Genomic DNA, 18,134 nt, shown 5'->3' with positions numbered 1-18,134 from the left:
GAGGCTCTTGGAAGAGGGAATCTGCAGGTTACGGAACGGTTCGGGTCTGCCACTCGCAACCAAACTCAGCGGCGCTGCTCGAGAACCAACCCGAGAAGCTCTTGGCGAGGCTGCGGAACAGGGCAATCTCAAAGCAGGCGCTGCCGTCGGCCTTGTCTTCACAGCGCCAGATGCTGGCGCCGATATGGGCGACGATCGTGGTCGCCGCGGCTCCAATTTCGAACGTGCGGGGGTGAAGGTCGACCTGAAACCCCTTGGCAAGCACGTCTCGTATCGCAGGTCCGCCGACGCGAAAAATCGCGTAGCCTCCGCTTTGATCGGACACGGATGCGAGCGACGCGACAATCTGTTTGAGCGACATTGCGAACAGAGGGCCTGCCCCGTCGCCCATAGCGAGCCAATAATGTGGGCCAATGCCCACGAAAGCGATCTCGCCTGCGCGCGCGATCGCTGGGCCATTGGGAAGCTCAAGAAGGAAATGCTGTCTGACGCGGTCGCGCAGCAGCGTGTGCTGTCCCTTGCGGGTCTGCATCGTCGCCAAGCCAAGTCCGCGCAACTCGCAGATGGTGACGCCAGCACCGGGTTGCGATCGGTCGATGTCCAATAAGGCAGGACGTGGAGATAGAACAGGATCAGCCATGCAGACGTGTCCCTTCGGGATCGAAAAAGATGGGAGAGACGATTTCGACTTCGGTGTCGCGATTACGGACCGGGTCGTAAGCCCGCACGATCTCGCCGATCCGCGCCAGGCCGTTCTGGATCAGGCCGAGACCGATCCAATGCTCGAGCATCGGCGAGTAGGCGACGGAGGTGACGTAACCTTCATCATTCGTCATGTTCGGCTTCGCACCAAGGCCCAGGAAATGAGCGCCGGCGTGCAGTCGCGCAGTCTTAGCAACCGGCTTGACTCCGATCAGCGCCGGGCGCCCGCGGGCGGCGAGCCCCGGCCGCATGGCGAGCATGCGGCCGATGAAGTCTTTCTTGCGCGACATCATCCGGCCGAGGCCAAGATCGGTCGCCGTCGTCGTGCCGTTCAGTTCGTTGCCGGCGACATGGCCTTTCTCGATGCGCATCACGCCCAGGGCTTCGGTTCCATAGGGCACGACACCGAGCTCGCTGCCGACCTCCATGATCGTCCGGATGGTTGCATCGCCGAATTGCGCCGGCACCGCCAGCTCGTAGGCAAGTTCACCCGAAAAGGACACACGGAACAGGCGGGCCGGAACGTTGCGCCAGCGGAATTCGATGCAGCCGAGATAGGGAAAGGCGGCGTCGGAGATTTCGGCGGCGTCGCCAAGCAACTGGGCCAGGAGCCGTCGGGAATACGGTCCCGCGATCGAGTATTGCGACCATTGCTCGGTGACGGATACGAGCTGAACATCGAGCTCAGGCCATAGTATCTGGCGTGCGTGCTCGAGGTGCTGCATGACCTTGGCCGCATTGGCGGTCGTCGTCGACACCACATAGTGGTCGGTCGCAAAGCGGGCAGCCGTGCCGTCGTCCATCACGACGCCGTCTTCACGTAGCATCAGCCCGTAGCGGACCTTGCCGATCGGAAGCGTCGAAAACATGTTGACGTAGACCCGGTCCAGGAATGCAGCCGCATCATTGCCCTGGACATCGATCTTGCCGAGGGTGGAGACGTCGCAGACGCCGACCCTGCTGCGAACCTCCCTGACCTCGCGTGACACTGTCGTCAGCCAGTGGGTTTCTCCCGGTTGAGCGAACCACTGCGCGCGCAGCCACTGCCCAGCCTCCACGAACGTGGCGCCGCGTTCTTCGGCCCAGCCATGGCCCGCGGTCAAGCGCGTCGGTTTGAACTCCGAACCGCGATGGTGACCGGCGAGCGCGCCGATCGCAACCGGCGTATAGGGCGGCCGAAATACGGTCGTGCCGACCTGTGACATCTGCCGCCCGGTTAGTTGCGCCATCAAGGCATGACCGTTGACGTTCGATGTCTTGCCCTGATCGGTGGCCATGCCGAGGGTGGTATATCGCTTCAGCAATTCGACCGACTGAAAGCCTTCGCGGGCGGCGAGTGCGATATCATCGCTTGTTACGTCGTGCTGGAAATCGACGAATGCCTTCGACCGGCTGTCGGCAACGTACCAGAAAGGCTTGGAGCCGATCGCCTCATCATCTGCCTGAGGCAGAGGATGATTTTGCGTGGCAAATCCAGCCGCTTCGGCCGCAGCCGTGCCAGCCGCATCGCCCTCTCGCACCGCGTCCGCAAGCGCAAAGGATCCTTGCGCGGCGCCAGCGACCGTCATGCCAGGGGGAGTCACATTTGGAACGAATGCCGCCAGCGCGTCCGACCAGCTCGGCCGGCCGCCCAGATGGGTGGTGAGGGCGAGGTTCGGGTTCCATCCGCCGGACATAGCCAGCAAGTCGACCGCAAGATCCCTCGTTTGACCATCCGCTGAGCGTACGGAGATGGCTTTGAGACCTTGCCTTCCGCGCGTCTTGACAACCCGTGCGCCAGCAAAGACAGGAATACCCAACCGCCCCGCCTTCTCGATAAGGCGGGAGTCAACGTCACTTCGCATATCGATAATGGCTTCCACGGGAATTCCGCTTCCGACCAGATCGAAAGCGGTCCTCCATGCGTCATCGCAGCCCGTGAAGATCGCGGCGCGGTGGCCGGCCGCGACGGCAAACCGGTTCAGATAGCTGCGAACCGCTGAAGCCATCATCACGCAGGGCCGGTCGTTGCCGCCAAACACGATCGGCCGCTCGATCGCCCCCGTGGCAAGGACCGCGCGTTTCGCGACGATCTTCCAAAGCCGCTGCCGCGGCTGATGTGGCGCGGGAACCGGAAGATGGTCGGAGACACGCTCGACCGCGCCGTAGGTACCGCTGTCGTAGACACCAAACACCGTCGTCCGGCGCAGGACGCGAACATTCGGCAGGGCGTCGAGGGAAAGGCTGGCATGGTGCGCCCATGCCGAACCGCTTTCGCCTCCGATTTCCCTGTTATCTCCATTGAGACGGCCGCCAAGGACGTGGTCTTCGTCGCACAGGATGGCCCGCGCGCCGGAGCGGCCCGCGCTCAAGGCCGCAGCAAGCCCCGCCGCACCACCGCCGATGACGAGAACGTCGCAGAAGGCGTACAGCTTCTCATAGACGTCCGGATCGGCTTCCATGCTGGCGCGCCCGAGACCGGCGGCCTGTCGGATCGCCGGCTCGTAGACCTTCTCCCAGAAAGAGGCGGGCCACATGAAGGTCTTGTAGTAGAAGCCGGCGGCGAAAAACGGGGAGAGCAACGAGTTGACGGCTCCGATATCGAATTTCAGCGAAGGCCAGCGGTTTTGGCTTTGTGCGTAAAGACCGTCGAACAGCTCGATCATGGTTGCGCGCGTGTTTGGCTCGCGCCGTGCCCCGCTCCGCAGCTCGACGAGCGCGTTCGGTTCCTCGCTGCCCGCAGTCAGAATCCCGCGCGGCCGGTGATATTTGAACGAGCGGCCGACGAGCTTGACGCCGTTGCTGAGCAGCGCGGAGGCGAGCGTATCGCCTGCGTAGCCCTGATAGTGCTCGCCATCGAAGGTGAAGCTCAGCGGCTTGCTGCGATCGATCAGGCCGCCTTTCGAAAGCCGTCTGGGCTTCGTGTGCGAGGCTGCTCCACTCATGGCACCTCTCCAGCGGCAAGACTCGCACCGAAAACTTCATGCGTCCGAGTATCACGAGTCACTCTCAGCCAGCTTCGGCATCCGCCGGAATGATACCAAAGGTCTTCATGTCGGCCCGCCGGATTGTCGCGCAGATAAACTGCTTCATAAACCTGCCGCGGTGCATCCGACATTGATGCCTCGGGTCGGCGCTTGGCGTCGCCGTAATAGGCGAACTCGCTGACATCGCGCGGGCCGCAGAAGGGACATTTGATACGCATGCCGGTTCTCAATGCAGGTTCGGTTGGGCGCCTTGGCCCTTTTCGTCGATGATATGGCCGGTCTCGAAGCGATCGAGACGGTAGGCCGCCGCGACGGGGTGCGGATCGTCGCGCGCTAGCAGATGCGCGAAGCACCATCCGGAAGCCGGAGTTGCCTTGAAGCCGCCGTAGCACCAGCCGGCGTTGAGATACAGGCCGTCGACCGGCGTCTTGTCCATGATCGGTGAGCCGTCCATCGACATGTCCATTAGCCCGCCCCATGAGCGCAGCATGCGCACCCGCCCGATTGCAGGCATCAGCGCCATGCCGCCTTCGCAGACGTCCTCGACAGTCGGCAGGTTGCCGCGCTGGGCGTAGGAGTTGTAGCCGTCGATGTCGCCACCGAACACAAGCCCGCCCTTGTCGGACTGACTGATGTAGAAATGGCCTGCGCCGAAGGTCACGACGCCCGGAATGAACGGCTTGATTGCCTCCGACACGAAGGCCTGCAGCACATGGCTTTCGATCGGGAGCCTCAGATCCGCCATCGCGGCGACGCGTGAGCTGCTGCCGGCCACGGCCAGCCCGACCTTCGTGGCGCCGATCTTGCCTCTGGTCGTCTCGACCCCGACGATACGGTCGCCCTCTCGCAGGAAGCCGGTAACCTCGCAGTTCTGGATGACATCGACTCCACGATCGCTGGCGCCGCGGGCGTAGCCCCACACGACTGCATCATGCCGGGCGGTGCCGCCCCGTCGCTGCAACAGACCGCCCTTGATCGGAAAGCGCGCACTGTCGAAATCGAACATCGGAAGCATCCGGCGCACGGCGGCCGCATCGAGCAGTTCCGCGTCGGCGCCGGCGAGGAGCATGGCGTTGCCGCGCCGTGCGAAAGCATCGCGCTGGGCATCAGAGTGATAGAGGTTGAGCACGCCTCGCTGGCTGACCATCGCATTGTAGTTGAGGTCCTGCTCGAGCCCTTCCCACAGCTTCATCGACCATTCGTAGAAGGGCTCATTGCCGGGCAGGAGATAGTTCGAGCGGATAATCGTGGTGTTCCGCCCGGCGTTGCCGGAGCCGATGTACCGCTTCTCGAGCACCGCGACGTTTTGGACGCCATGCTCTTTGGCGAGGTAATATGCGGTGGCAAGGCCGTGTCCACCGCCGCCGACGATGATGATGTCGTAATGCGGGCGGGGGGCCGCATCACGCCACGCCGGCCGCCAATCGCGATGTCCGCGGAGCGCCTGCCAGGCAAGATTTAGGAAGGAGTAGTGCATGACCTGAGCCGTTTCGACGCTAACTTGTAAGAGGCATCATGCGCTGTTATTGATTGCCCCAAATGGCGAAAAACGACCAAAAGATAGCTGTTTACGACACTACGCAGCCGCGCCGGATCGGCTTGTTGCTGATCCCCGGCTTTGCAATGATGTCTTATGCGTCGGCGGTCGAGCCGTTGCGCGCCGCCAACGTCCTGGCCGGCAAGGACCTCTACCGTTGGCGGCATATTTCGATTCACGGTAGCGATATCGTCGCCTCGAACGGCGTCCGCATTCAGGCCGACGCCAATATCGGCAGTGCAGGTAGGCTCGATGCGATCGTGGTTTGTGCGGGCGGCAATCCGCAAGCCTTTAATCACCCGCCGACGTTAGCTTTCCTGCGAAAGGCAGCCCGCCACGGGGTCACACTGGGCGGCGTGTCGGCGGGGCCTTATCTGCTCGCTCAGGCCGGCGTGCTCGAGGGATATCGTTGTACGGTGCATTGGGAACACATTCCGGCATTCACCGAGACGTTCCCATTCCTGCATCTCAGTCGCTCATTGTACGAGCTCGATCGCGACCGCTTCACTTGCGCCGGCGGCATTGCTGCACTCGACATGATGCACGCAATGATCCGCATCGATCACGGCGCGGCGTTGGCCTCGGCCGTCAGTGATTGGTTTCTCCAGACGGAAGTGCGCCGCGGCGAAGTCGCCCAGCGACTGTCGCCCACCGAGCGCTTCGGTGTCCGTCACCCCAAACTGGTTCAGATGTTGCTGCGGATGGAAAGGGAGATCGAAACTCCCTTGTCGTCGCGCGAACTGTCCGAGATCGCAGGCGTTTCACTGCGCCAGCTTGAGCGCCTGTTTGCGCGCCACTTGGGCACCACGATCCATCGGCACTACCGGCGGACTCGGCTCGAGCACGCCAGGGTCCTGTTGCGTCAGACGACGAAATCGATCGGCGAAATCGCGCTTGCAACTGGCTTCGCGGCACCGACGCAGTTCTCGAGAAGCTACAGGTTACATTTTGGAGTTGCGCCTGCCCAGGAGCGAAGAGGCGATCCGAATGCACGCACGCGAGCACCTGAACAATCGAAAGTCGGGGGTCAACGGTCCAGCAGTGCGCGTTCAAGCAGAAGCGTCTGATTTGCGCCGTAGGAATGCTGGGGGCACGGGCTCCGCGCGTCGTGCATCCTCCGACCGATTGGCGTTCAGGGTTTGCTGCGCGACAGGAAACTGCTGAGCCGATCGACGCCATCGAGCAACTTGGCATCGGAGCTCACTGCGTGGCACCAGCGCAGCCAGCCGTCGCCTTCCTTTCGATGACCTCGACGTGATTGCTGGCCAAGGAACCATCGGGATGGAAATCCTGCGGCAGCATCCAGATGCGATCGAAGCGATCTTACTGCCGATTGCGGGGGCGGGCTGGCGGCCGGCGTGACCGCTTTCGTGAAGTTTCTCAACCCGTCGATCAAGGTCGTCGGCGTGGAGCCGTCGGTGCCGCTTCGATGGCCACGGTGCTAGCCGAGGGTCGCCGATGCGCCTTGATCACGCTTTCAAGCTGCACGAGGCTCGGAGTTACCACCGGAATGAAGGCACTCTCGCGCAGGCGGCGCTGATAGCCTTCGCCCGGGATCGACAAATAGACTTTGCCTCCGGTGGCGCTGAGCTCGAGCTGAATCGACTGGTTGACAATTTCGGCGAGGCGGATCCGCAACTCAAACAGCGTAATGGGCTGATCGACGAAGAACGAGCTATCGATCCGCGATAGCAGTTGATCTTCGAGAACAATGAGCTCCCCCGTGAGCCGTTCGACAGCCGCCGCCAACTGACCACGCCCGTCGCCGATCAGGCTGCCCGCTTCGGACAGCGCGCGGGCCGCAAGTCCGATCGACATGCCGCATTGCAAGCCCAGAAAGGCGGGACGCACTCGGGCGAGCCAATCGCCGGCATTCGGGTGAATGATTCTGTCATTATCGATATCAAGACGGGCGATCCTGATTGCTGCGGTGTTCGACGCGCGCATGGCCATGAGGTCAAGGTCGGCCGAGCGCGTCAGACCGCTATCCTCCGATGATAGGCTGACGACAAAAGCCGGCCTGTTGTCGTCGTCCTGGACGGCAGCCGCGACGTCGAACCCTTCCTTGCGCAAATTGGTCACCCACGGCAGTTTCCCGTCGAGCCTGACCTTGCCATTTTTGACGCGTCGCTGTGATCTGGAGTGCCTCTATTCCGCTCAGGAATTTCAATCGATTCGATCTTCGAGATATTGGTGCCGCTGGCATGGGGGCGATCGCTGGTGATCGTGCCGCAGGCAGCTGTCAATGATGTGTACGAGCTGGCATCGGTCCTGGAGCAGAGCGGCGTGACGCGTCTGGTCAGCGTGCCTTCGCTAGCGGCGGCGATGATCGGGGTTGAGCAGGCGTCGCGTCGTCTAACCGACGCCATTCTCGGTCTTGCCTTTCGTGCGTGCCCGATATGGTGCGCAGGCGGCGAGGCCGGAAGCCCCAGTGCTTCGAGAAGGCAATCAGCCTGTCGTTGAACTGAACCGACCGGCTGCCAACGTCGTCGGCGCACCACAAGTGCGCGTGGGTTGTCCATCAGCACTTCCTCCGGGACACCGCTGAAGGTGGTGAATGTGCTCTCGAGCCCAGCGAACCAGTGCTCCTGCTTCTCGGCCCGGAACGCACCCACATGTACCCGCCGCGAATGCCCGAGCGTCGCCACGAACACGAATGCTTTGATCTTCACGCCGCCGATCTCGACCAGGCGCTCTCCGAAGTCGATCTGCAGCTGCCGGCCAGGGGGCGTCTCGAACCGCATCGTCGCCAGCGCCTCCGCCTTCAGCGCCCGACGATAGGGCTGCATCGCGCGTTGCAGCGTTCGCCGGCTGACTGTCACGCCTTTCTCGGCCAACAGGTCCTGGCGCACCACGTCCGCATTGCCGCGATGGCGAATGAACCTCTCGCGCGGCCAACCCTCAAGGCCGTCGAGCCGCTTCAGCCGCTCGGGCGACTTGAACGGCTTCACCCGTCCACCGCAATATAATCCTTCACCGTGTGATGGCTGCAGCCCAGCTGGCGCGCAATGCGCTTCAGCCCCCATCCGCACGCCCTCAGGCGCAACATCTCCGCCACGTCATCCGGCGTCTTCATCACCTGCCCCGTGGATCACTCCACGACGAGCCTCTAGTGATTCGTTCCTGCTTCATTCGCTCTCTCCTCGGCTAATCCAAGGAGGGGGCAATTCCTCATGGCGCCGAGGGGGCAGCTTTCCATGGCGCGCGACACCCAAGTCGAAGTTTTGAGCGCCGGCCGCGACTACGCCGGCGGCTACAAGGTGGACGTGACCCGCGGGACGCGCGTTGGCCGAGTATCGTCGGAATGATTCTCGCCCCAGCGGAGGAGCGCTATCTGTCCCTGTCGGACGGGTCTACGTAGTGGGCTCTCAATCATGAACGAATACCGAGCCGATCAGGCAGGGTTGATAGGTTCCTCTTGTCACGTCGGATTGACGCATTGGCTTTTAAGAATCGAACAGCTCACGGCGAAAAAAATGAACGAATCTACGAACAACCCAGCGTTGATTTGTGTGAGACAATATGCGCTGAATAGCTTGGGCGACGAAACGTTGGGCGGGTTCATGTCTGGAAATGCCGCTGGTTTGGTGGCCGATAATCGGTATGTCGCTTCGTCTAGCCTGAAATTCGACTATGCAGGTGTGTCACCCTCCGTTGAGGCGTTCTTGCGTGGTCAGGCCGATCGTATTCGCAGGCAATGTGCCAGCTCGATAATTCAGATCGGCAAAGCGCTTCTCGAAGCCAAGCGGCATCTCTCCCATGGAGTATTCTTGGGCTGGGTGGAAAGCGAGGTGGGCATTCCCTGTCGGACCGCTCAAGCGTACATGCGTGCCGCACAGTGGGCGGCCGGAAAAAGCGCAGCCGTTGCGCATTTGCCTGTATCCGCAATCTACATGCTTTCCGCGAACGGAGTGCCAGAGCAGTTCGTCGTTGATGTGCTGGAACGTCTTGAAGCCGGAGAACAAATCGGCGCTGTGGCTATACGCCAGGAATTAAGGACATTCGTGGCGCAAAGTAGACGTGAGCGAAGCGTTGCATCGGAGGATGCCAGTCGCAGTGTTAGAGCGCAGTATCCAATCGATGAGGAAAGGGCGGGGCTTGGCGAGCTCGCGGCATTCTTGGCTCGCAAATTGTCCGACGTGGATTTCGCACGGGTTTGTCAAATACTAACCAGCGACAGCGTTCTATCTGATCCAGATTTGGCTGAGGAACTCGGGCGACACTTTCGCGTCGCGACGAAACGGGCGGAGCTTGCATGACCGTAGGGGAACCATCCCTGCGGACTAGCCGCTGCAGAGCTAGTCTTCCGTGGGCACCCGACTCAGCGCAAGCGTAAGATTGTCCCGACATGCTAGAGCAATTTAGTCGAGGATGTTCATAGGGCGTCGGCTAACCAGCCTCGTCTTTAGCTCAGACGAGTCGCCGCTGGGCGCTACTTCGTATCGGCGGCGCGGGCGTATGCCGAACCGATCTGCATATCATCGAAGGAGTATGGAAATCGCGTATGGATCCAACCGGCGACAAATTGCGGCCCCTCATCATGGGACACGAAAATGCCGACGGGTGGACGCATTCCAACGTTGCTCAAGCTATCGCGCAGCAACGGTCGAATGAAGCGCAAAACGCTCATTAGCTGAAATTCGCGACATTCGCTGCGTGGCGATCGTACTCTGTAGAGAAAGGCTGGGGTGGACCGCGATTAGACGAGAATATCATTCGCTACAGCGTCTCACTGCTACGGAAGACCCACCGAGAGCACAGCCAATGTTTCCTCGCGGCGAAAGCGGCGGAGAAAGCGTCTTCCAACTCCGCGTCAACATCTGAGATTGCCACAAGTACGGTCTCGCGCGATCGTTTCTCGACAGCGTCGATCAAGGCCAACTCATGGAGCTCGGCGCATGAGAAATCAATCTGGGCGCGCCGAACGGCTATCGAGCGGCGCGGGATTTTTCGCATTCGACGCGGACGTACTGGGCGGTAGCCCGATATCAATCCACTTGATATGATGTTCAGCACTCTCTACCAGCGCGAATACCAACATCTAACGCCGAGCCTTTGGGTTCGTAAACTGAAGTTGTCGTGTCAAGTTCAGTCCCGAGCGGCGTCGGTTCGATTCGCCGGCCGGTTCGACTCTTTGGTCGGTCTACATGGATTCGAGTTCTGTGGCCGGTGGGCCGAACCCACCGCGCGGTGATCGCTGTAGGGTCGTGCCGAAAGAGCTAGCTGTTCCCGTGTAGCATTCGAGCTCGCGAAATCTGCTGCGCGGTTTCAGTTAGTCGAGAGGCCGGCAGGAGGCGGCTATTGTGAACAATCAACTGGTTTGCAGTGAGCGCGGGGTGTGCCAACCCCGGACGTACAACCAGTGAAGGCAGGTCGACAGAAGCGCGCTACGCGACGAGACAGTTCACTCATTGAACTTGATTGTTAGAAAATGCAAAGCCAAGGATGCACGCGAATGCCGTCGACCGGTCGACATTTGGCGAACAGAGGTTGCGCAACGCATGAAGGCTGCGCGATGACCCCGTTCCAGCGAAGAAGTGTCAATCCAAGTCCCAGGCTAGACCAATTACTAGTTGCAATCGCCGGTCGCCGAACTATCGATGTGAGACGCGCGCCTGGCGGCTCCATCGCGAATGTTTCAACTAAGTTCGCATCCGATGACTTCGATTGATGATAGCTTGAGTGAGATCAGATCTGTGCGGAACGACATCTGGCGTTGTCGTCGGTTGCTTCAAACCGAGCTACCTGACGTAGAGCGGAAAATCCTCGAGAGGCGCGTTTTTGAGCAGTGTTCTGCATTCGAACGCCTCTTGGCGACCATATTTCCTTTGACGTTCAAGTTCTGAAGCAGATTGGGAACCAACGCCGCTGGACAGTAACAGCGTAGATGCGCTGCTATCGATGAGGTGGCTCGCCCTACACTGGGAGTCCGAAGGTTGCTGGGCAGTCGGGGCCGACCCTCATCACAGGAGGACGAGCCGTGGCGGATTATAAGGAAGCGTTTGTCCGAATCGACGTCGCCAAGCGGAGAAATGAGCTGCTGCCGGTTTGATGGACACCAAGATTAGGTGTTTCATGAAGCCGGAGGTGGGCGATGAAGAGACGGAAGTGCAGTCGCGAGTTCAAGATCGAGGCAGTCAAGCTGGTCAGGGAACGCAAGGTGTCGGTGGCGCAAGCTGGCCGCGACCTGGACGTTCATGAGAATGTTCTGCGCAAGTGGGTCAAGGAGTTCGGCTCCGATCCGGTGCAGGCCTTTCCCGGCCACGGGCAAATGAAGCCTGAGCAGCAGGAGATCGAACGGCTGCGCCGTGAGGTCGCCAAGCTGAAAGCCGAGCGGGACATCCTAAAGAAGGCCGCTGCCTACTTCGCGAAGGAAGCGACATGAAGTTCGGCTTCATCGCGAAGCACCGGGCGATCTGGCCGGTGGCAGGGCTATGCGATGCGTTGGGGGTGTCGCGGTCGGGCTTCCTTGCCTGGCTGAACCGCTCTCCCAGCGCCAAATCCCGCAGCGACGAAGTGCTCGGTGGCAAGGTCAAGGCCAGCGTCAGGGCCAGCGACCGCACCTATGGCGCGCGCCGAGTGTGGCGTGATCTGCTTGCCGACGGGGCTGACTGTGGCCTGCACCAGATTGAACGACTGATGCGCCTACAGGGCCTGCGGGCACGGCCGCGCCGCCTGCGCTTGCCGAAGGACAGCGGCGATCGGCAGCTCGAGACGGTGCCGGCGAACCTGCTGGACCGACAGTTTGCTGCCGAGCGGCCGAACCAGAAGTGGATCGCCGACTTCACTTATCTCTGGACAGCCGAGGAATGGCTCTATGTGGCGGCGGTGATCGACCTGTTCTCACGCCGGGTGGTGGGGTGGTCGATGAACGCTGCCATGACGGCTCAGTTGGTGACCGATGCGCTGCTGATAGCGATCTGGCGGCGGGGTAAGCCGGATGCGCTGTTGCACCACTCGGATCAGGGCAGCCAATACACAAACGAGCAGTTCCAGAGCCTGATGGCCAACCACGGCATCGTCTGCAGCATGAGCCGTTCCGGCAACGTCTGGGACAATGCGGCGATGGCGTCGGCAGACGATCGTTGCTGCTTGTCGACGCCCCACGCGTGATCTCTGCGTTTGTGATTGGCTCACTGTGTTCCCGAGCACCTGTACAGCGTACAGCACTTCCGGCCTATGCTGACCGGAACAAACCCCATTCGGATTGCGGTGACCTGGCCTTCAACACCACGAAGGTCACCAATATCTGAAAGACATCCGAAAGCGGAAGTGCGAGCCAGATGCCTATCGGGCCAAGATCGGCGGCAAAAGGAATGTCAGCGGAATCGCGAATCGGTAGACTCGCGCAAGCAATAGTATAGCCGATCGCCGCGCGTCTACTATGCTCTGGAAATAGGACGCGGACTCATGAAGGCGCAGCTAGCCTAATTGACGCGAGTTGAACGAAGGCAAGGTAGTTGGCAGCGAGCCTGTCATAGCGCGTCGCCACCCGACGACATTGTTTGATCCTGTTGAAGAACCGCTCGACCTGGTTGCGAGCGCGGTAGAGATAAGGGCTGAAGCAGATCGGATCGCTGCGATTGCTTTTCGGCGGGATGTTGGCCCACGCGCCCTTCTTCATGGCAAACTCTCTGATCCAGTCGGCGTCATAGCCACGGTCGGCAAGCAGCATTGATCCGACTTTCAGACGAGACAGCAGTGTTCCGGCAAGTCGAACGTCGGTACGCACACGACGAGGGCCGCCCGATTGACGCATGCGCGCGGGTCTCGAGAGCGCTATGATGGCGTTGGGTGAAGATCAGGCGGCCCGCTGATCGGAGGGCTCTGCAGCCTGGCGCAGAAGCTTCCAATCCCAGGGCAGCGGTTCGTGCAGACGCGAAGTGGGAAGATCGGCGATACGGGTGAGGACGTCGGCAAGCCAGACCTTTGGATCGACGTCATTGAGACGACACGTCGTGATCATCGTCAGCATGATGGCGGCACGGTTGGCCCCACGCTGGCTGCCGGCGAAGGTCCAGTTGCGCCGTCCCAAGGCGATGCCTCTCAATGCGCGTTCAGCGCAATTGTTAAAGGGCATGATGTTTTCAGCGCTCAAACCCGGTGGAGAGGACTGGTCGTCCGGATTAGTCTGTCGAAGCCGGGATAGGGGCGCTGGAGCACGAAACGGTGGCAGGCCGCCATGACCATGAGCTGTGAGCTCGCTTTGTTACTTGGCCGCCCCCTACGACTTGCCCGGCTGCGCTGCGAGCGCGGATCCGTAGATGTCGTGCAAGCCACTGGCTCCTAAGACAAAGGAGAACCAAGCATGCAAATCGTTGGCATGGATATCCACCGATCGTTCGCCCAGGTGGCGATCCTGGAGGACGGAACAATAATCCGACAGCTCCGCGTAGAGCTCGTTCACGATAGGCTTGTCGCCTTCGCCAAGACACTCAGCCTCGAGGATGAGGTGGTCATCGAGGTGACGGGCAACAGCGCCGCGGTCGAACGTCTTCTGCGCCCGCACGTTAAGCGCATCGCGGTCGCCAATCCGAGGCTCGTTCGGGCGATCGCCTATGCGCGAGTCAAAACGGACAAGGTCGATGCTGGGACCCTGGCAAAGTTGCATGCTGCCGGCTTCTTGCCGGAGGTCTGGGTTGCTGACGAGGACACCTACAGCCGCCGGCGCCAGATGGCCGAGCGCGCTGGCGTCTTGGCGCAGATCATCCGGATCAAAGGACGCATGAAGGCTATCCTGCATGCCAACCTTATCCCGCCCTACAAAGGCTATCTGTTCGGCAAGCGCGGACAGCATTGGCTGGACAGTCTGCCTCTTCCACCGGAGGAGCGTGCAATGCTCTGGCGTCTGATCGCGGAACTCGAACGCGTGACGAAGCAACTGTCGGAGATCGACAAAGTCGTGGCCGAGCAGGCTCTGGGCGATCCACGGGCCCTCAAGCTGATGACGATCCCCGGCGTGAGTTCGGTTGTCGCATCGAGTGTACTGGCCTCCATCGGCGACATTGCACGCTTCCCGTCGCCGGATAAGCTCAGCAGCTATTTCGGGTTGACTCCGCGGGTTCGGCAGTCAGGCGAGCACCCGGCACGGCATGGCCGGATCTCGAAGCAGGGCAACCGTGACGCCCGCAAGATGCTGGTTGAGGCGGCGTGGTCAGCCAAGACGGCGCCGGGTCCGTTGCGAGCATTCTTCAACCGCACGCAGAAAAAGCACGGGGCCGGGGTCGCAGCCGTTGCGACGGCGCGCAAGCTCGCAGTCATGATCTGGCACGTCCTGACGACCGGGAAGGACTACGCTTACGCGCGGCCAGCGTTCACGGCAATGAAACTCCGGAAGGTGGCTCTAAAGGCTGGGGCTCCCCGTGCCTACGGCAAGGCTGGCCCGGGCCGGGACTATTGGATCAAGGAAATCCGCGAACGGGAAGCTGGTTACGTCGCACGCGTCGAACAGGCCTACGAACGCATGGTGGCTGCCTGGAAGGAAAAACCAAAAAAAGTTGCCACGAACTGAAGGTAAGGACTTCTCAACACCATCCGTGGTCAAGCAGATCCTGCCGTCGTCGAGGAAGCGGGCGAAGCCCTCCCAGCGCTTGAGCATGTAGTTGATCGGCTTCAGGACCTCGGACGAGCGCGAGAGGGTTTCGCGCTCGCGCAGCAGCCAGGCGTGCATGTCGTCGAGAAGCGGCTTGCTCTGTTCCTGGCGGACGGCGCGCCGGTCGTCAGCGTCACAGCCGTTGATGGCGCGCTCGATCTCGAACAACGCGTCCAGCCGCTTGACCGCCTCCAGTGCGATCGGGGAGACCGGTTTACCCTTCTTGCCCTCCCGAGCATTTTTCTCGATGTCAGCCAGCTCGAAGAAGCCTCGCCGGGCATGGGCAAAGCAATACCCGGCGTAATTGGTAGTGTCTTCTTCTGCGGATCGAACAGCGGCTCGAAGCCGTTGTAGCAATCGGCTTGCAGGATGCCGGCGAAGGCGGCCAGATGCTTCTGGGGATGCTCGCCTCGTCGGTCACCCGAGGCGTAATAGACCGCCGCAGGCGGCGCAGGCCCGGCAAAGGGCCGATCATCCCGTACATACGTCCAGATCCGTCCGGTCGTGCACTTGCCCTTCGCCAGGATCCGGATGGTAGTGTCATCGCCATGAAGGCGCTCGGCAGCGAGCACATGGCGTTCGATCAGGTGGAAGAGCGGCATGACCGCGAAGGTCCCGTGGCCGACCTGGTCCGCCAGCGTCGACAACGACAGGTCGATCCTCTCGCTCTTGAAGCGCGCGCTTTGGCGGTTGAGCGGGATATGCATGCCGAACTGTGCGTCCAGCGAAGGCTGGCATGTTCAGCAGGAGTTAGTCCTGCCGGGGAAAAAGTTAGCTCCCCGTAGTGTGGATAGCAGAAAGGAGAGAAACCGAATTTCTGAAGCCTATCGACAAAGACTCCCTTGGGGAGCTCACGAGTCACCGGGCCGTATCAAAAGAGAACGCGCTGTGGCCTGGAAAATGCTCAGAACCGAAAGCCGAGCCCGCAGTTTAGGGGCGAAGGCAGCATGATCCGACGAATGCTAACTGATGCGACGGATCATTTCGGCGGGGTGAAAGCGACAGCACGGTGACAAGGACATGCAAAGCAACTGGAGAAGCCTTCCTCATCCCGGAGAGAAATCGCCGGAAGAAGGTAGGCCGTATAACCGGCGCCCCCGGGAAATCGGCCGAAGATGAGAAGGTGGCGGCCGGGTCCGCAGTAGCGCTGAAGCGGGGTAACACCCGTGGAGCGAAGGGACCCTGCCATTTGTGATGTCTCCAACGTAAGGAAGGCAAGGACGAGATGACAAAGGCGTCCATCGATTTGCAGGACCTGAGGCGGAGGCTATACGTCAAGGCGAAGGCTGAACCGTCTTGGCGGTTCTGGGGTCTATACGTCCACGTGTGTAAGATGGAGACGCTGCGCGCAGCGTATGAGATGGCGAAAGAAAACGACGGCGCTCCGGGAATAGACGGAGTGACGTTCGAAGCCATCGAAGCGCGAGGCGTGGAGTCGCTACTCGAACAATTACGGGACGAACTGATCGGGCGCAGCTATCAGCCACTCCCATCAAGGAAGCGGGAAATACCGAAGGACGGGGGCTCCAAGGTCCGCGTTCTGTCGATTCCGGCTATTCGCGACAGAGTGGTGCAAGGCGCGCTCAAGCTCGTACTCGAACCTGTCTTCGAGGCGGATTTCCAACCGGGATCGTTTGGATATCGGCCCAAGCGTACGGCACATGAAGCGATCAAGCGAGTTGCCCAGGCGGTAGCCGAGCGGAAGACGCGGATTCTCGACGTTGATTTGCGCGCCTATTTCGACAACATCCGGCACGATCGGATGCTAGAGAAGGTGGCTCTGCGAATCGACGACAAGGAAATTCTGCATCTGCTGCGGCTGATGCTGAAAGCATCTGGCAAGAAGGGCGTTCCACAGGGCGGGGTAATTTCACCCTTGCTCAGTAATCTCTACCTCAACGAGGTGGATAAGATGCTGGAGCGAGCGCGTGAGGTAACTCGTCGCGGCAAGTACACCAACGTCGAATATGCACGATTCGCTGACGATCTGGTGGTCTTGATCGACGCCCACAAGCGACATGACTGGCTGCTCGGTGCCATAGACAAGCGATTACGGGAAGAGTTCACCAAACTGCAGGTTGAAGTGAATGATGAGAAGAGCCGCATAGTCGATCTGGAACGAGGCGAGAGCTTCGGCTTTCTGGGATTCGACTTCCGCTACCTCCGCAGTCTGCGCGGAGTGATGCGGCCGTATTACACGCCCAAGCTCAAAAAGCGGACGGCGCTTCTGCGGGGGCTCAAGGAAGTGTTTCGCCGCCACCGGTCGCAACCGATTGGCCGGGTGATAAGCCTGATCAATCCGAAGCTCCGAGGGTGGGTAAACTACTTCGCGATGGGCGATTCCGGTAAATGTTTCGCCTACATCAGAAACTGGGTAGAGAAGAAGGTCAGACGCCATCTGGCGAAGGCTCGGAAACGAAAAGGCTTCGGCTGGAAGCAGTGGAGTAGGTCGTGGCTGTACGATACCTTGAAGCTGTTCAATGGCTACCGGGCGAGTACTGGCAAGGCGAACGCCGCTCCAGCACGATAGGTCAAATAAGCCTTGGTGCGAAGCAAATGGGAGCGCGTAGTGCGGGAAATCCGCATGCTGCGTGCGATGTGGCGGGGGCTGGAAACGTGCGCGATCGAAAATTTGGTCGAGCGGCGCGCCAGTCCTCGACCCTACTGTCGAACAGGATGGTCGCCAGCAATTGTGGACCGATGAAGCCGCGCGGCGTGGCATGGAACGGCGCAGGCGCCTGACTGATCGTCTCGCAATCGCGGCAGGTGAACTTCTCGCGTACCGTCTCTATGACCTTGAAGCGGCGCGGGATCTCCTCCAGCGTCTTGGTCACATCCTCGCCGACCTTCGCCAGCCGTGATCCACCGCAGCAGGCGCAGGTCGTTGGAGCTTCAACGACGACGCGCTCGTGTTCGATATCGTCTGGCCAAGGCTTGCGCACCGGCCGCTTACGCGTGAAGGGACGGACGTTCTGCGTCTTCGCCGCCGCCGCCTGAGCGGCAAGCTCATCCTCGCTCGCCGTGGTTACGAGTTCCTCGAGCTCCAACTCCAACTGCTCGAGCAGCCGTGCCGAGCGCTCGGATCGCTGCCCGTGCAGTTCGCGCTTGAGCTTCTCGATCCGCAGCTCAAGATGTGCGATCAGCGCTTCGTTGTCCGACAGCTCCGCCCGCGCACTGGCGGCATCCGCGACGGCGACATCGCGCTCAGCCTGCAACATCTCTCGCTCGGCCAGCAGCGCAAGGTAGGCGCTCGCGAGGTCAGAAGGAAGATCGTCCGGCTTCGATGTCATGAAGCCATTGAATCAGATCGAGCAGCAGATTCAAATCGTAAAAGCGG

10 protein-coding genes and 8 pseudogenes are annotated in these 18,134 nt (G+C 60.9%); 8 read left to right on the top strand and 10 right to left on the bottom strand.

Going from position 1 to position 18,134, the window contains the following annotated elements:
* Positions 1-28 precede the first annotated feature (28 nt).
* From J2R78_RS42165 to J2R78_RS42150, 4 genes are read right to left on the bottom strand one after another with little or no spacing between them, the layout of a single operon-like run.
* Positions 29-640 (bottom strand): sarcosine oxidase subunit gamma, encoded by a 612-nt coding sequence (locus tag J2R78_RS42165; RefSeq protein WP_253610221.1) that lies wholly within the window; start codon positions 638-640, stop codon positions 29-31.
* Entirely contained in the window at positions 633-3,626 is a 2,994-nt protein-coding gene (locus J2R78_RS42160; protein WP_253610222.1) for a sarcosine oxidase subunit alpha family protein, read from the bottom strand. The genes J2R78_RS42165 and J2R78_RS42160 overlap by 8 nt, the downstream gene beginning before the upstream one ends.
* Positions 3,623-3,886, bottom strand: a complete 264-nt coding sequence (locus J2R78_RS42155) for a sarcosine oxidase subunit delta (protein ID WP_253610224.1) — start codon at positions 3,884-3,886, stop codon at positions 3,623-3,625. The genes J2R78_RS42160 and J2R78_RS42155 overlap by 4 nt, the downstream gene beginning before the upstream one ends.
* Positions 3,887-3,894: 8 nt before the next feature.
* Positions 3,895-5,145 carry a sarcosine oxidase subunit beta family protein gene (locus J2R78_RS42150; protein ID WP_253610225.1) on the bottom strand — a complete coding sequence of 417 codons (1,251 nt, stop codon included), beginning with the start codon at positions 5,143-5,145 and terminating at the stop codon, positions 3,895-3,897.
* A gap of 62 nt (positions 5,146-5,207) precedes the next feature.
* On the opposite strand from J2R78_RS42150, the gene J2R78_RS42145 reads away from it, so the two are divergent.
* A complete protein-coding gene (locus J2R78_RS42145) occupies positions 5,208-6,272 on the top strand; it encodes a GlxA family transcriptional regulator (RefSeq protein ID WP_253610226.1) in 1,065 nt (354 codons plus the stop codon).
* Positions 6,273-6,441: 169 nt separating this feature from the next.
* Positions 6,442-6,673, top strand: a pseudogene (locus J2R78_RS42140) (pyridoxal-phosphate dependent enzyme); the annotation flags it as partial.
* Between the two features lie 610 nt (positions 6,674-7,283).
* Here J2R78_RS42140 and J2R78_RS42135 read toward each other — a convergent pair.
* Positions 7,284-8,156, bottom strand: coding sequence for a DDE-type integrase/transposase/recombinase (locus tag J2R78_RS42135; protein WP_253610228.1), 873 nt, complete (start codon positions 8,154-8,156; stop codon positions 7,284-7,286).
* Entirely contained in the window at positions 8,153-8,254 is a 102-nt protein-coding gene (locus tag J2R78_RS45505) for a helix-turn-helix domain-containing protein (RefSeq protein ID WP_375167191.1), read from the bottom strand. Before J2R78_RS45505 ends, J2R78_RS42135 begins: the two co-directional genes overlap by 4 nt.
* Before the next feature lie 148 nt (positions 8,255-8,402).
* On the opposite strand from J2R78_RS45505, the pseudogene J2R78_RS45500 reads away from it, so the two are divergent.
* The 4 genes and pseudogenes from J2R78_RS45500 to J2R78_RS42120 all read left to right on the top strand — a co-directional run.
* Positions 8,403-8,554, top strand: a pseudogene (locus J2R78_RS45500) (DUF932 domain-containing protein); the annotation flags it as partial.
* 25 nt (positions 8,555-8,579) lie between these two features.
* Positions 8,580-9,464, top strand: coding sequence for a DUF3102 domain-containing protein (locus tag J2R78_RS42130; protein WP_253610230.1), 885 nt, complete (start codon positions 8,580-8,582; stop codon positions 9,462-9,464).
* 173 nt (positions 9,465-9,637) lie between these two features.
* A pseudogene (locus J2R78_RS42125) lies at positions 9,638-9,772 on the top strand (NAD(P)-dependent alcohol dehydrogenase); the annotation flags it as partial.
* Positions 9,773-11,299: 1,527 nt separating this feature from the next.
* Positions 11,300-12,279 (top strand): annotated as a pseudogene (locus tag J2R78_RS42120) (IS3 family transposase); the annotation flags it as partial.
* A 334-nt stretch (positions 12,280-12,613) separates the two neighbouring features.
* Here J2R78_RS42120 and J2R78_RS42115 read toward each other — a convergent pair.
* Positions 12,614-12,928 (bottom strand): annotated as a pseudogene (locus J2R78_RS42115) (transposase); the annotation flags it as partial.
* 78 nt (positions 12,929-13,006) lie between these two features.
* Positions 13,007-13,276: pseudogene (locus J2R78_RS42110) on the bottom strand (transposase domain-containing protein); the annotation flags it as partial.
* A gap of 252 nt (positions 13,277-13,528) precedes the next feature.
* Here J2R78_RS42110 and J2R78_RS42105 point away from each other — a divergent pair.
* A complete protein-coding gene (locus J2R78_RS42105) occupies positions 13,529-14,716 on the top strand; it encodes an IS110 family transposase (RefSeq protein ID WP_253610619.1) in 1,188 nt (395 codons plus the stop codon).
* Here the strand turns inward: J2R78_RS42105 and J2R78_RS42100 are convergent.
* A pseudogene (locus J2R78_RS42100) lies at positions 14,687-15,513 on the bottom strand (IS66 family transposase); the annotation flags it as partial. The gene J2R78_RS42105 and the pseudogene J2R78_RS42100 sit on opposite strands and share 30 nt — an antisense overlap.
* 617 nt (positions 15,514-16,130) lie before the next feature.
* Here J2R78_RS42100 and ltrA point away from each other — a divergent pair.
* Complete coding sequence (gene ltrA, locus J2R78_RS42095) at positions 16,131-17,327, top strand: group II intron reverse transcriptase/maturase (RefSeq protein WP_253610232.1); 1,197 nt, start codon at positions 16,131-16,133, stop codon at positions 17,325-17,327.
* Positions 17,328-17,463: 136 nt separating this feature from the next.
* On the opposite strand, the pseudogene J2R78_RS42090 reads toward ltrA, so the two are convergent.
* Positions 17,464-18,087: pseudogene (locus J2R78_RS42090) on the bottom strand (IS66 family transposase zinc-finger binding domain-containing protein); the annotation flags it as partial.
* Positions 18,088-18,134: the final 47 nt, after the last annotated feature.

The sequence above is a fragment of the Bradyrhizobium sp. USDA 4538 genome, from assembly GCF_024171045.1.
GTDB lineage: Bacteria > Pseudomonadota > Alphaproteobacteria > Rhizobiales > Xanthobacteraceae > Bradyrhizobium > Bradyrhizobium australafricanum.
This window is presented reverse-complemented; position numbering and strand designations above follow the sequence as displayed.

Excerpts from the sequence above, each read along its gene's own strand:
- J2R78_RS42165 (WP_253610221.1), bottom strand. The coding sequence starts at position 640 with ATGGCTGATCCTGTTCTATCTCCACGTCCTGCCTTATTGGACATCGAC.
- J2R78_RS42160 (WP_253610222.1), bottom strand. The coding sequence starts at position 3,626 with ATGAGTGGAGCAGCCTCGCACACGAAGCCCAGACGGCTTTCGAAAGGC.
- J2R78_RS42155 (WP_253610224.1), bottom strand. The coding sequence starts at position 3,886 with ATGCGTATCAAATGTCCCTTCTGCGGCCCGCGCGATGTCAGCGAGTTC.
- J2R78_RS42150 (WP_253610225.1), bottom strand. The coding sequence starts at position 5,145 with ATGCACTACTCCTTCCTAAATCTTGCCTGGCAGGCGCTCCGCGGACAT.
- J2R78_RS42145 (WP_253610226.1), top strand. The coding sequence starts at position 5,208 with ATGGCGAAAAACGACCAAAAGATAGCTGTTTACGACACTACGCAGCCG.
- J2R78_RS45505 (WP_375167191.1), bottom strand. The coding sequence starts at position 8,254 with ATGTTGCGCCTGAGGGCGTGCGGATGGGGGCTGAAGCGCATTGCGCGC.
- J2R78_RS42130 (WP_253610230.1), top strand. The coding sequence starts at position 8,580 with ATGAACGAATACCGAGCCGATCAGGCAGGGTTGATAGGTTCCTCTTGT.
- J2R78_RS42105 (WP_253610619.1), top strand. The coding sequence starts at position 13,529 with ATGGATATCCACCGATCGTTCGCCCAGGTGGCGATCCTGGAGGACGGA.
- ltrA (WP_253610232.1), top strand. The coding sequence starts at position 16,131 with ATGGAGACGCTGCGCGCAGCGTATGAGATGGCGAAAGAAAACGACGGC.